The sequence below is a fragment of the Streptomyces sp. NWU339 genome (genome assembly GCF_003143855.1).
In the GTDB taxonomy this organism is placed as follows: Bacteria; Actinomycetota; Actinomycetes; order Streptomycetales; family Streptomycetaceae; genus Streptomyces.
Window position 1 is genome coordinate 46,990 of record NZ_QFRK01000029.1, and the last position, 13,054, is coordinate 60,043.

The window sequence follows — 13,054 nt, forward strand, 5'->3', positions numbered from 1 at the left end:
CCGGCCCTGCTGCATGACCGCGTCCGCGCCACGCTCGCACCACGAGGTCCGTTGCGCTCCCACCCACACGGCGCGCCCTGGCATCAGCCGTCGTGGGGCACCTTCGGGCGGGTGACCGGCACGACGGTGAGGAGGTCGTCCAGCCCCTTGAAGTCGTCGGGGTTGGTGGTGAAGAGAGGAAGGTCCTCGGCCACGGCGATGGCGGCGATCATCAGGTCGGCCACCCGGCGACGCGGCTTGCGGCCGGCACTGATCACCGCCGCACAGATGCGGCCGTAGATGCGGGCCGCGTCGGCATCGAAGGGGAGGGGGTCGAACTCGTTCTCGGCGCGTTGCAGGACGTCGAGCCTGCGGGCGCGTTCGACATGTTCGTCGTAGGCGCTCTGTTCGTCGTTGCGACGGACCTCGTGCGGACCGGCGGACAACTCGGCCAGGGTGACGGCGGTGATCGCCATTTCGTCCGGCAGCTCCTCGGGGGCCACCCACCGGCGCAGAATCATGATGTTGGTGTCGAGGAGTCCCTGCGCGTACGTCGAGCGGTCAGCGGGCATAGGGATCGTCCAGGTAGGTGTCGGCCGTGGCGTCCTGGTCGGCGCGGAACGTGTCGAGGTCGATATCGGGGGCGGTCCTGGACATCGCGGCGAACTCCTGGCGGGAGACGAACCGACGGCGTCGCCGCAGAGGGACGAGCTGACCGATCGGGTGTCCGTCACGGGTGACGGTGAACGACTGGCCGCCCTGGATGGCGTCCATGATCTCTCGGGACCGGTTGCGCAGATCCCGCTGGGTGATTTCGGGCTGAACGCTCATACCGACCACGGTAGCACCCAGTGCTACCAGGTAGCACTCCGTCTGGAGGCTTGCGCTGACAAGCCTCCGGCCGCGAACGCAGTGAGGACCAGGGCCGGACCGGCGGGCGTCCTGAGCAGCCTGAAGCGCTCCGGCAAGCGTGCACTGCATCACCTCGGCCCAAACCGTGACACGAGTGGCAAAACTTCTCACGTCTGCGACACAGGGCGGGTGGGTGTCCGTCTCACGGGCAGCCCCCGCCGGAACGGATTCAGCACACATGAGGACGGGAAACCCCGCGAACAAGCGAGAACTACGAAGGGGCATCCGACCAGGTCAGCCGCCCTACGGTCGACGTTTATGCAGGTCATGGGCCTGTCCGGGGAAAACTCCTCAAGCGGGTGTCGCAGGTTCGAATCCTGCCGGGGGCACAGGTCGAAGGGCCAGCTCAGGAGGGGTTTCCTCCCCAGCTGGCCCTTCGTCGCATCCGGGGTCGTGCCACACGCGTGCCACTAATGCCACGCAGATGCCACATCCCCTAGCCGGAGGCCCCTCCCCCGCCCTCGTGGATCATGACTCCGAGCCGATAGCGACAGCCCGACCCGAATGCTGGTCATGTGCTGCAAATCAGCGCTACTCACTGGCTGTTCTCTATCCGTTTGCGTGGTCGATCGGCTTCGAACAGGGTGCTGGATCGGGTGACTTGGCTGCTGGTGGGGCATAGAGGAAGGGCCTCTTGGTAGCTCGCGGTTGTCGAATCCAGCGAGTGGCAAGAGGCCCTGGTGTCGAAGTGTTGCGTGGTGGTGGTCGGGGAGTCCGGCCGGGCCACCCGGGAGTGTGGCTGTCTCGCCCACCGGTTCGGGAACGCGGCCGACCGGCCGGAACGCCGGCCCCGGTACGACTCGGACATGAGCGATGCGGAGTGGGAACTGGTGCGCGATCTGCTGCCGGTGCCGGCAGCACCGAGCCGGGCACCGCTCCGGCAACCGGCCGCGGTCGCTGATCAGGCACAGCCATCGGCATGCACTCTCTGTCGCGCGACTCCGCGAGGACCTGCCCGACCGTCTCCCGGGCAATCACGAACCGCTCCCACGCGGCCTCCGCCTCCCGAAGTTCAGCCTGCAGAACCTCCACCCGCTGTCGGGCCGCACGCTCCCGCTCCTCCAGCAACCCCATCACCGACGGCACCCGGCACCTCCCGAGGAGACAACAAGACATGCCATCACTGCCGCGCGAGAACCGGACTATGCCTGACCAGCAGAAACGCAGCCATCACGCCCGGAAGGACAACGGCTTCCAAGGGACCCTCAACGGTTCGACTAAGCATGACCGGACCAAACCCGACCCCCCGGCCCTCCTCGGCCTGACGTGATCAAAAACGCGAGGCCGAACCATGCCGAAGCCCTGGGAGCCCACCCGACACAACAGCCGGATCACTCGCCTGCCTGCCAACGCCCCGACAAGCCAAACGGCCCGACGGGCGAACCGCCGGACCGTTAGGGAAGATCAAGACCCGAAGGTGATGATGTAGACGGGGCTGTTGGAGCTGCCCTCGTTGTGCACTACCGGACAGGACGTCTTCTGCTCGCTGTCCTTGGTCTTGACCTGAATTCCGCAGAAGGGCGAATCGTCCCAGTTGAGCGTGTTGATGTTGCTGAGCACGGGGATGTTGTCCCCCCCGTTACCGGTGGCAGCGCTGGCCCCGCCGATGCCGGCGAAGAGGATTCCGCAGGTGGCTACGGTCACCGCTGCGATCTTCTGGACGTTCCTCATATGTTCTCCTCCGCTTCTCTGCCCCGGATCGGGCAGACACTTGGAGAAAGCTACACAAAAGGGATCAGAGCGTAACGTCCTTCATGCTTTGATCACTCCTACGGCCGTACAAATTCCCAAGCCGAGGGCTCGGCCGGCCGCCGTCGTCAGGCGCTGGCCGTCGGCACTTGCTCCGGTCGACGGCGCAGGCAGCATGACTGAGGCCGGTGGGGGTGCAACGAGGCACACACGTGCGTGATCGGTTGGCGTACCCGCCATCGTGGCTGACTGTCGTCGGCTGAGGTTCAGACGGGTCCCATCGAAGGTGCCGGCCGTCAGAGCCGAGCGCGCCGAAGCTGGGCCGTGCCTGGGCCGTCCGAGGCCGCTCGACAGTGGCCAACGACGACCGACGACGACCACCAGGTGCACGATCCCACCGTCTCTGACCAGCAAAAACCCAGCTCACCAAGATCCCCGGCAAGACCTGGGGCAAGAAGACAGGTCTTGAGTCACCCATGGAGACGGTGAGCGCAGCAGGCATCGTCAGTGGTGCTGTCCAGAGTGCGCAGCATCGACGCTGGAGAACACCCAGGGGTGGGACATGAAGGAGCCCGAGCAGTTCGCACTGCTGCGGATCACCGGTAAGTACGGCGGCAGTGTTGTGGTCGAGTTGAACGACTCCCATGCCCCGGGCATCCCGGACGTGGAGGGGCGACTCCTGGTCCACAACGATTTCGTGGCCGGTGTCCTCGACACCTATGTGGATCCGAGAGACCTGGCCGGCTGGGCACACGTATGGGACGAGGTCGCCGCGGGGCACGACGCCGTCTGGCGTGAGGCTGCGCGAGTCGCCGAGATCGGCATCCGCCTGAACTGGCGGGAGGACGGCCACGATGGGATCACGGTCACCATCGCAGACCAGCAGACCACCAGGCTGGCCCTCTCCCTCGAAGTGGACCGCGGCTGGATCGACGAGCAGCGTGCCCTGCTCAAGAGGCTCGGCACCGTCTGGGCGCACCTGATCCCGACGGACTGAGGAGCTTCAGGGGGCAGTCCGTGCCACAGGCGTGCCAGATACAAGGGTCAGCCACGGTCAACGGGGTTGTCTCGCGGTCGAGTTCTCAATGGCCTGCCCAGGTGCCGAAGCTCCAGGTCAGCGCCCCCACCCCCGCCTCTCTCCCAAAACGGTGGTTGCCGTCCGGATCTGTGTCGACGGTCACAGCAAGCGGGATGCCCGTAGGCGCATACTGGGCTATGACAAAGCCTGCTGCACCGAAGCGCCATCTGCCGACCAGCCCCTTCAAGGCCCCGGTCACGCCGACTCCCGAGCACTTCGTCGTGGGCGACCAGGTCACACACGACATGTACGGCCTCGGCCGGGTGATCGGCATCGAGGACGGAATCGCGGCGCTCGTGGATTTCGGCTCGGCGCACATGCGGATCCTGAGCCCGTACGCCAAGATGACCAAGCTGTAGGACCGCTGTGCCCGGTCACGGCACACCCAGGCCCCTTCAGGGACCTGTAACGAAAGAGAGACCTCCCATCGATCTGACATCGCTGTTCTCCGCCCCGGAGGGGCAACCCCGCCGCTCCACGGCAGCATCGCCGCCTCCGACGACCAACCCCTTCCAGGCCCCGGACTTCGGGGAGGACGAGGCCTTCCCGCTCGAGGATCCACAGGAGCCGGCCTCGGACATGCGTGCGGTGCGCCCCAAGGCGGCTTAGTTCCACGAGTAACGGTGGCCTCGACAGCCGACCGCGGGCCGTCTCCGGTGCTGCAGTGAGGAGTGCGGCCGTCTCAGTTTCCGTCTCATTCAGCCCCGTGCACCGTTGTTCAGCCGAGACCGTGTGCCGGGCCCTTCCCGTAGGCCGGACCCATGAACACGGGTGAGCGCCCCTGCACACAGCCAGGCCACCCACCAACACCGTTGGAAAGCGTGCGCTTGGCCGTCTGTGCTGTTACCACGATCGATCGTGCAGTCGAGGCGGACGATCGGGTGCGAACCGAACCATCTTGGTTGCAGGGTCATCCAGCGGAGCGGAGAAGCGCACTGGCCACAGGTCCTCAGGCCCGAGGTAGCGGGTCAGCTTTCGGACTGCCTTGGCTCGGTCGAGCGGCACAACCTCAGCCACGCCTTGGCAGGTCACAGAGAACACTGCACCCGCGGACAGGTCGCACGTATCGATCACCAGCGCGACGCGTGAGTCCTCGGTGAGAAGCTGCTCCAGTCGGGAGTACGAGCCGGTGAGCCACCAGAACGCGCCGTCCTCCCAGATGAACCACACTGGCCGGACCTCAGGGCCGTTGGTCGCTAAGCGTGCGACCAAGGGTTGGGATAAGAACTCGTTCACGTCCATGCGTCGAAGGTTGCTGTACAGCAGCGAAGTACAGCAACCCCAGCAACCGGCAGCACCCCACACCGGCCCTCATGGGCTTCCCGGCAGCCTGTATGACCTTCAATGCCCGATCTCTGCAGAGCTACGGATCAGAAGGTCTCTGACATCATCAACGACGTCGGACGGAGGCACACACCAGCGGCTTCATCCGACTGTCGCACCAGTCGACGGCAGCAGCCAGAGCGGGTCCGGATCGAACTCCTCAAGCGGGTGTCACAGGTCCGAACCCTGCCGACGGCACAGAGAGAAGGGCCAGCTCAGAGGGTTTCCCTCCCAGGCTGGCCCTTTGTCGTGTTCGGGGTCGTGCCACACGCGTGCCACTAGTCTCCTGAGTCAGGAATTCTGTTCAAATATGCAGCGAGGCGTTCGAGGATCTCATCGGCGGTCTTCGTCCAGACGTACGGCTTGGGATCGCTGTTCCAGGCGGCGATCCAGTCGCGGATGTCCTGCTCCAGAGCGTGAACCGTCTGGTGGACGCCTCGGCGTATCCGCTTGTTGGTCAGCTCGGCGAACCACCGCTCGACCAGGTTGAGCCAGGACGAGCCGGTGGGGGTGAAGTGCAGGTGGAAGCGGGGGTGGGCCAGCAGCCAGGTCTTGATCGCCGGGGTCTTGTGGGTGGCGTAGTCGTCCAGCACCAGGTGCACGTCCAGGCCCGCCGGCACCTCCCGGTCCAGCTTGATGAGGAACTTCTTGAACTCCTCGGCCCGGTGCCGACGGTGCGGGGAGCCGACCACCTTGCCGGTGGCCACCTCCAGGGCGGCGAACAGCGTGGTGGTGCCCGCCCGCACGGAGTCGTGGGTGATCCGCCGCGGGACCCCGGGCATCATCGGCAGCACCGGCTGGGACCGGTCCAGGGCCTGGATCTGGGACTTCTCGTCCACGCAGAACACCAGCGCCCGCTCCGGCGGATCCAGATACAGGCCGACCACATCGTGGACCTTGTCGACGAAGTACGGGTCGGTGGACAGCAGAGACGTCTCGGTGCGGTGCGGCTGCAGGCCCGCCAGATGCGCGAGACGGTCGACTGTGACAGGCCCATCTCCTGGGCCATCGCCCGCGTCGACCAGTGGGTGGCGTTCTACGGCCAGCGCCATCGTCATCCGGTAGCCGGAATCCCCGGCCGTTTCTGCCCGTGTACCGGCTTTCGGTGTCGTCCGTCTCACTGGTCGGCATGGCCGCGCGGAAGGGCGGCATCGGGCCGGGCCTCCTAACATCTGCCGCAACACCTGGACGTCCGGCGACGACCCGGCGTACGCGGAACGGGCCCGGCCGGTCCACCTGCCCCTGTGGGTCGAGGTGGTCCGGACGGACCCGTCGGAACCGGACGCCTGGCCGGATGGGCCCCCGTGTCTCCGAGGGGCCCCGGGTCCGCGCCGTCAGGAGATGCGGATGCCCGACCAGTTCGTGGCCTTGCCGACCTGCGACCGGTTGCCGAAGCCGCCGCGGCCGTCGCCCCGGTTCAGCCAGGCGCGGCCGTTCTTGTCGAGCGAGATCAGGTCGGCCCGACCGTCCCCGGACAGGTCGAGCCCGCCGACCACGTCCTTGTAGGACGTGCCCCAGTTCTTGAAGACCAGCGCCCGGGGCTTGAAGGTGCCCTTGCCGGTCCCGTTGAACCGCCACAGCTCGTTCGACTTGTCGAGGGCCAGCAGGTCGTTCCTGCCGTCGCCGTTGAGGTCGCCGGCGGCGATCAGCTTCTTGTAGCCGCCGAAGCCGGACCCGGCGAGCTTCCGGGCCTTGAAGCCGCCCTTGCCGTTGTTCGCGTACAGGTACAGCTTCCCGGTCGAGGCGGACCGGACCAGCAGGTCGGCCCGGCCGTCGCCGGTCACATCGCCGGGCGAGAGGACCGCGTTGTACCCGCTCCAGTTGGAGGAGACCTTCACGGAGGACGTCTGCTGGTCCGGCAGCCCGCCGCAGACCGGCTTGTAGACGCGGGCCTCGCCCTTCGGGTGCCGGACGAACACGTCGTTGCAGCGGTCGCCGTCGAGGTCGCCGAACGGCAGCACCAGCGTGCCCGTCGGCCAGCTGCTCGCGCGCTTCTGGGCGGACAGCTTCGTCGCGCCGCCCGCGTACACCTTCAGCCCGCTGCCGCTCCGGCCGAAGAGGTCGGCCTTGCCGTCGTCCGTGTAGTCCCGCCACTTGGGCAGCGCCCGGCCGGCGGTGGTGGTCTGGTAGGCCCCGCCCAGAATGTAGGCACCCGACTTGTTCACCGTGTACTCGTCCCACAGCACCACGGGGCGCCCGAGCGCGTCGGAGGCCGCCCGGGGCGCGCCGGTGGCCGTGGCGCTCGCCGCGCTCAGCCGCTGCGCCGCGGACCAGGTGCCGCCCTTGAAGACGGCGGCCATCACGTACTCACGACCCGAGGAGCCCGCCCGCCACGTCACCGTGACCGTGCCGCCCGAGGTGGCGACCGCGTCGACCGCCTGCGCCCGGGTCGTGGAGAACGACTGCTTGTACGGCAGCCAGGCGCCGGTGGCCGCCGAGCGCACCGCGTACCAGGAGCTGGTCGAGCCGGGCCCCCCGCTGGCGACGAAGAGGTCGCCGTTGGGCAGGTGGACGGGCGCCGTCATCCCGCTGGTGCTGCCGGAGGCCGAAGAGGACCGCGGGGTGCTCCACTTCGTGGCGCCGGCGGACCGGCGCGTGTGCATGACGTGTCCGGCGTCGTTGTAGAACAGCTCGAAGCCGCCCTTCGGGCCGGCGAACACCTTCGGCTGCGCCCGGTCCACACTCGGGACCGGGAAGTTCTTGGCCGTGGTCCAGCCGGACGCGCCGGGGGCCTTCTCCATGGCGGTGACGACCTTGGTCGTCGACCCCTGCCACACCAGCAGGGCGGTGCCGTCCTTGGCGACCGCCAGCTCCATGCCGGAGATGGTCCGGCTGCCGATCGGCGGCTGCGCGTTGAGGCCGACCGGAGCGGTCCACGCGGCCTTCGGGCCGGCCTTCTCGGCGGTCATCACGACGCCCCCGTCCGCCCACGCGACGGTCACCCGGCCGTCGGGGGTCGCCGCCAGGTGGTGGTAGCCACTCCTGGGGACCTCGGCGATGTCCTCGGGCTCGGAGAAGGCGGTCGCGCCGGGCGCGAGGGTGGCCATCTTCAGCCAGTAGTCGTTGTGTTCGTCGGCGGCCCGCCAGACCAGGCGCACCGAGCCGTCGCTGAGCGAGACCAGCTCGGTGTTGTACCCGCCGGCGTCCGGCCAGGCCTGCGGGGCGAGCCAGCGGGTGCTGCCGGCGGGCCGGATCCGGGTGCCGTCGGCGAGGGAGACGAGGGTGCCGTTCCGGGCCGACACCAGGGCCCGCAAGCTACCCGGTGCGTGCGCGGTGCGGGTGCCCCACGCGCCCGGCGCACGCTTCTCGACGGTGGTCGTGGTCGTGGTGGTGCCGGTGGCCGCGGCTGTGGCGGTGGTCTGGGCGGCGGCCGGAGCCACGGCGGCCAGGGCGAGGACGGGAGTGAGCGCGATGCCGAGCACCGCACGGAACTGTGAAGTGATGGAATGCCCCCCCGGGCACAGGGCGTATCCGGTGGCACGGATTCGCCGAACTGTTCGAACAATTTAGGCGCAGGGTATATCAGCCAAGATTCGGCTCGCGTGGAGGGTTCTCCTTCCCCTGCTCAGAGGAGTCCGGCCGGCTCGTCCAGCGCGCGCGGCCCCTGAAGGGCAGCCGCGGTCGTTGCGGTTGCCGTACCTCTCTGCTCTGTTGAGCCGCCCGGTAGGCGGTCGCGAGGTGGTAAGCAAACGTGCGCACCGGATCTCCGCACACCGGTGACCGGGGCATTCCACCGGTTCCCCATCCGCCGGAGCGGGCGCTGGTGTTCTGCGTGGACGAGAAGAGCCAGATCCAGGCGCTGGACCGCTCCCAGCCGGTGCTGCCGACGATGCCCGGGGTCCCGCAGCGCCTCACCCACGACTCCGTGCGGGCGGGCACCACCACGCTGTTCGCCGCCTTGGAGGTGGCCACCGGCAAGGTGGTCGGCTCCCTGCACCGCCGGCACCGGGCCATCGATACGTTGCGGAGTCTCCTCACACAGGATGATGACGCACTTCTCATGTACGACTACGACTTGGTCAGCGATCCACAGACGGTTGCCGTCGTCAGAGCTCAGCAGCGCGCAGCGGGACAGCGCCACCGTAGGCTGCGGTGACTCGCGGCGCGCCGGCGCTCTGCGAAGTGACATCACGAGAAACTGTCCTGCTGTACAGCAGGGAAGTACAGCAAGTACCGCGACCGGAGCCAGTCATCACCGACCGCAGGTACCCGGACGGCCAGCCCGACAGACCTCAACGACCGCCCCGCCCGTAGTTCGCATCGAGGGCGTCAGGCTGAGTCCTCGCCTATTGTTCCGCGCATGGTGACTGCGATCGTGCGTGAATGGCATGACGAGGAGGGACGGGGCGTGCTCGACTGCCCCGAGACACCGGGCGGTTGCTGGGGCTGGTACGCGGCAATCGAGATGGAAGGGTTCCGCAGCCTGGAGGCCGGCCAGCAAGTCACTCTTGAGTGGAAAGTGCCGGGGTTCAAGCAGGACGGGTACGACTACCGCGCGGTGCGCATCGTTCCCCGGACAGGTCACAAAGGTTGAGCAAGCTTGCGCCGCCTGACATCCATGGCTGACGTCAACGGCGGTGGACAGCAGCGGAAACGGGCGGACCCAGACGGCAACTCCCCCACCGGCCGGAGCCGCCCCGCCACGCCGGGCGCGGCGCCCGGATCGAACTCCTCAAGCGGGTGTCGCAGGTTCGAATCCTGCCGGGGGCACGGATGGGAGGCCCCTCGGGGGGATCCCGAGGGGCCTCTGACATCGGTGGGTGACATCGGCGTCCGTGCCTGGCGGGCACGGGCTGCGGCGTCCGCCCAGGCATCGTGGGTGTCGATCCTCACCGTGATCGTGCTGTTCCCGGACGTCTCCATGATCATGGGAGCGTCTGCGCCCGGGGTCGACAGCAGCGAGGTGCACATGTGTCGAGGATCGTGCACGTGGACCGACCGGCCCCCATGGCGAAAACTCACGAGCCCGATGTCACAGCCGTGCGATAGAAAAGCCGTTCAGCCGCGGCATCCACGACAGACATGTGGAGGGGTCCCGGCGCGGTTTTCGACACGCTCCTGGGGGGTCGATGTTCAGAAGACGGGCGGTTCTGGCCGCCATCGGCACCGTTGCACTCCTCTTGGCCGGCACCCCGGCAGCGAACGCCGTGGAAGGACAGGCTCCTGACGTCCGATGGGCGCACAGCGTCTCGGACGACCTCGGCACCCTGGCCGTCAGTATCAGCTCCGACAGCGCCATCACGGAGATCAGGGCCCATATCGTCTCCGATACCACAGACCAGGAGGTCGCCGTCGTAGAGAACGACGCGTTCGCCCTCGTCTCCGGCACTCCCGACGACGGCGTGTGGCACACGAAACAGCCTCTGGACCTTGCCGACCTGGGCAGCTACACCGTCCGCGTCGAGGCCACGGACAGTGACGGCGACCGCACCACCGACAACTCCGCGGGCCGTCTCGTCTACTACGTCACGCCGGTGTTCGAGGACGTGCGCACCGACCGCACGGAGGTCGACATCGAGCACCGCCAGGTGCGTGTCGACGGCATCCTGAAGGGACGCTGGCCGGCGACCCGCGAGCTGAAGCCCCTGGCGGACCACCGCGTGGACCTCGATGTGGACTACTGGACGGAGAACACCGTCCGCACCGACGCGGAAGGACGCTTCTCCGGCACGGTCACCGTGAACGACGCGGTGCCCGTCCAGGCCATCTACCGGCACGACAAACCCCACGTCCTGTACGGCGAGTCCCCGTCGATACAGATCGGCGTCCGGCAGGTAGCCACGCGCTGGACCGTTCATGCCCCGGCAAAGGCCCAGACGGTCGACCTCGGGCAACAGGTCACCTTCACGGCGACGTTGGAGCGCGAGACCCCGCAGGGCTGGGCGCCCTTCGAGGGCCAGAGCGGTGGAGTGCTCTTCGAGCCCTCCACCGTCGGCAGTCAGTTCGAGACCGTCGGCTACTTCACGACGGGCGAGGACGGCAAGGTCACCTTCGCCCACGCCCCGTGGCAAACCGGCAGCTTCCACGTGGCGTCGCACAGTGACGACCCGTTCATCGCCTCCGCCTCCGCGAACAGTGCCCAGATCACCGTTCTGCGTGCCTCGGTCTTCACCTCGTTCTCGGCCACCCGTACGCAGGACCGCGGCGTGCACGTCGAGGGTGCGATGGACTTCCCCGACGGCTGGACGCCCGGCACCATCCCCGTGCACATCCAGTACTCGCGCAACGGCAAACAGTGGACGGACCTGCTCACGACGGAAGCCATCGGTAGCGGCCACGTCTTCTCGGCCGACATCCCCGATGCGAAGAACGGTTACTTCCGCGCGCACTTCGAGGCGACCGAGTCGTTCCGTGCAGCGACGTCGGAGACCGTGAAGGCGAGCCACTGACATCCACCACCAGGACGCGGGCCTGGACACGGACGCTGGAGGCGGGACCACCGGGTCGAGCAGATCTGCGCGACGGGGGTCGTCGGGAATAGCCTGAAGGAGAGCGGCACCGGGAGGGGCGGACCCTCCCGGTGTGTTCCCTTCGCCGGGGGGACGCGAAACAGGGAGGAAGAGTCATGCCCTGGAACCTGAACGGCACGTACCTGGAGAGCTGCAACTGCGACGTGGTGTGTCCCTGCACCACCTCGGGTTTCGCCGCACCGGCCGACCACGAGCGTTGCCAGGTGACCTTCGCGTTCCACGTGGACAGCGGGAACGTGGACGGCGTGGACGTCTCCGACCGCAGCGTCGCCGTCTTCATCGACGGGCCCCGGGTGATGGCCGAGGGCGGCTGGCAGGTGGCGTTGTACGTCGACGCCTCGGCCGACGACGGTCAGGCGGAGGCGCTGGTGAAGGTCTTCTCCGGCCGGGCGGGCGGGCCGATGGCGGCGCTCACTCCGCTCATCGGCGAGGTCCTCGGCGTGGAGCGCGTCCCCATCGACTACCACGACGACGGCCGCCGCCACGCCGCACGGGTGGGCGACGCCATCGACATCGAGATCGAGGACCAGGTCGCCCCGCAGTTCGGCGAGGACGGTCCGGTGATGGGCCTGACCGGCATCTTCCACCCGGCGAACAGCACGCTGACGATCGCCCGGTCCACCCGGGCGACGGGCGACGGCGTGTACGGCCGGTCCTGGGACTTCACCGGCGGCAACGGACACTCGGCGCCCTTCACGTGGTCCGCGTGACCGGTGGGCCGGTCACCGGCCGCCGCAGGGCGGGCCCCGCCGGGCTGCTGCTGGTCGCGGCGGCCGCCGCCTGGGTCTGGGTGGCGACGCGCTGGGGCGGCATGCAGGCGATGCCCGGCACCATGGGCCTGGGCCTGTCCGCTTTCCTGGCCGTGTGGACGCTGATGATGGCCGCGATGATGCTACCCGCCACGGCACCCGTCGCCGCTCTGTACGCACGCACCATGACCGTGCATCGGGCGCCGCGCATGGTCGTTTTCACGGTCGCCTACTTGCTCGTCTGGGCCGCGGCCGGGCTGCCGGCGTACGCGCTGGCCGTCGGCCTGGGCCGGGCGGCGAGTCTCCCCGCCGCCACGGGGACCGCGGTGGCCGCGACCGTGTTCGCGGTCAGCGGCGTCTACCAGCTCACGCCCCTCAAGGACCGCTGCCTGGCGAGATGCCGCTCACCGATCGGGCTGATGCTGCGCTACGCCTCGTACCCGGGGCTCTCGCGCGATCTGCGTGCCGGAGCCCATCACGGGGCCTTCTGTCTGGGCTGCTGCTGGTCGCTCATGGTGCTGCTGGCGGCGTTCGGTCTGATGAACCTGTGGGCCATGGTGGTCCTGGCCGCCGTGATCACCGCCGAGAAGCTCGCTCCGGCCGGCCGCCTGGTGGCCCGTACCGTGGGTATCGCCTCGATCGCCCTGGCCGTCGCCGTCTTCTGGGTCCCGACGCTGGCTCCGGGCCTCACCGGTGGCGGTATGGCCGGGATGTGAGGACGGGCCCCGTCCCTCGGCTCCTTCCCGCAGCAGATGTGGTGGTCCTGCTGTGCAGGTGGAGGCGGACCACCACGTCACACGTCGCCGTCCCGTCAGTCGGACACGTACGCAGAACGGATTCGGCACCCGTGCGGC

The 13,054-nt window shown here is 68.4% G+C and carries 11 protein-coding genes, 1 tRNA gene and 2 pseudogenes; 8 read left to right on the forward strand and 6 right to left on the reverse strand.

Annotated elements, in window-relative coordinates:
• Positions 1-83: 83 nt before the first annotated feature.
• The 3 genes from DIZ27_RS28260 to DIZ27_RS28285 form a co-directional block, all read right to left on the reverse strand.
• Positions 84-551, reverse strand: a complete 468-nt coding sequence (locus DIZ27_RS28260) for a type II toxin-antitoxin system VapC family toxin (RefSeq protein ID WP_109381279.1) — start codon at positions 549-551, stop codon at positions 84-86.
• Positions 541-810: a type II toxin-antitoxin system Phd/YefM family antitoxin gene (locus DIZ27_RS28265; protein ID WP_109381335.1), complete on the reverse strand. Its 270-nt coding sequence runs from the start codon at positions 808-810 to the stop codon at positions 541-543. The genes DIZ27_RS28260 and DIZ27_RS28265 overlap by 11 nt, the downstream gene beginning before the upstream one ends.
• Positions 811-2,295: 1,485 nt before the next feature.
• On the reverse strand, positions 2,296-2,562 hold the full coding sequence (locus DIZ27_RS28285) for a hypothetical protein (RefSeq protein ID WP_109381281.1): 267 nt from the start codon (positions 2,560-2,562) through the stop codon (positions 2,296-2,298).
• Between the two features lie 580 nt (positions 2,563-3,142).
• On the opposite strand from DIZ27_RS28285, the gene DIZ27_RS28290 reads away from it, so the two are divergent.
• Positions 3,143-3,577 carry a DUF5959 family protein gene (locus DIZ27_RS28290; RefSeq protein WP_109381282.1) on the forward strand — a complete coding sequence of 145 codons (435 nt, stop codon included), beginning with the start codon at positions 3,143-3,145 and terminating at the stop codon, positions 3,575-3,577.
• A 218-nt stretch (positions 3,578-3,795) separates the two neighbouring features.
• The gene (locus DIZ27_RS28295) at positions 3,796-4,017 is read left to right on the forward strand and encodes a hypothetical protein (RefSeq protein WP_109381283.1); all 222 of its coding nucleotides are present in this window, start codon (positions 3,796-3,798) and stop codon (positions 4,015-4,017) included.
• A 484-nt stretch (positions 4,018-4,501) separates the two neighbouring features.
• On the opposite strand, the gene DIZ27_RS28305 is transcribed toward DIZ27_RS28295, so the two are convergent.
• The 3 genes and pseudogenes from DIZ27_RS28305 to DIZ27_RS28315 all read right to left on the reverse strand — a co-directional run bounded on the left by DIZ27_RS28305 (position 4,502) and on the right by DIZ27_RS28315 (position 8,403).
• Complete coding sequence (locus tag DIZ27_RS28305; protein WP_181383723.1) at positions 4,502-4,900, reverse strand: pyridoxamine 5'-phosphate oxidase family protein; 399 nt, start codon at positions 4,898-4,900, stop codon at positions 4,502-4,504.
• Positions 4,901-5,259: 359 nt separating this feature from the next.
• Positions 5,260-6,017: pseudogene (locus tag DIZ27_RS28310) on the reverse strand (IS630 family transposase); the annotation flags it as partial.
• 298 nt (positions 6,018-6,315) lie between these two features.
• Positions 6,316-8,403: a VCBS repeat-containing protein gene (locus DIZ27_RS28315; protein ID WP_109381285.1), complete on the reverse strand. Its 2,088-nt coding sequence runs from the start codon at positions 8,401-8,403 to the stop codon at positions 6,316-6,318.
• 320 nt (positions 8,404-8,723) lie between these two features.
• Between DIZ27_RS28315 and DIZ27_RS28320 the strand changes: the two are divergent.
• The 6 genes and pseudogenes from DIZ27_RS28320 to DIZ27_RS28340 all read left to right on the forward strand — a co-directional run.
• Positions 8,724-8,954, forward strand: a pseudogene (locus tag DIZ27_RS28320) (IS630 family transposase); the annotation flags it as partial.
• Positions 8,955-9,281: 327 nt separating this feature from the next.
• The gene (locus DIZ27_RS28325) at positions 9,282-9,515 is read left to right on the forward strand and encodes a hypothetical protein (protein ID WP_109381286.1); all 234 of its coding nucleotides are present in this window, start codon (positions 9,282-9,284) and stop codon (positions 9,513-9,515) included.
• A gap of 100 nt (positions 9,516-9,615) precedes the next feature.
• Positions 9,616-9,691 (forward strand) — tRNA-OTHER (locus DIZ27_RS45935).
• A 359-nt stretch (positions 9,692-10,050) separates the two neighbouring features.
• Positions 10,051-11,370 carry a hypothetical protein gene (locus DIZ27_RS28330; protein WP_181383724.1) on the forward strand — a complete coding sequence of 440 codons (1,320 nt, stop codon included), beginning with the start codon at positions 10,051-10,053 and terminating at the stop codon, positions 11,368-11,370.
• Between the two features lie 176 nt (positions 11,371-11,546).
• Entirely contained in the window at positions 11,547-12,161 is a 615-nt protein-coding gene (locus DIZ27_RS28335; protein WP_109381288.1) for a DUF1326 domain-containing protein, read from the forward strand.
• Positions 12,158-12,916 (forward strand): DUF2182 domain-containing protein, encoded by a 759-nt coding sequence (locus DIZ27_RS28340; RefSeq protein ID WP_109381337.1) that lies wholly within the window; start codon positions 12,158-12,160, stop codon positions 12,914-12,916. Before DIZ27_RS28335 ends, DIZ27_RS28340 begins: the two co-directional genes overlap by 4 nt.
• Positions 12,917-13,054 lie beyond the last annotated feature (138 nt).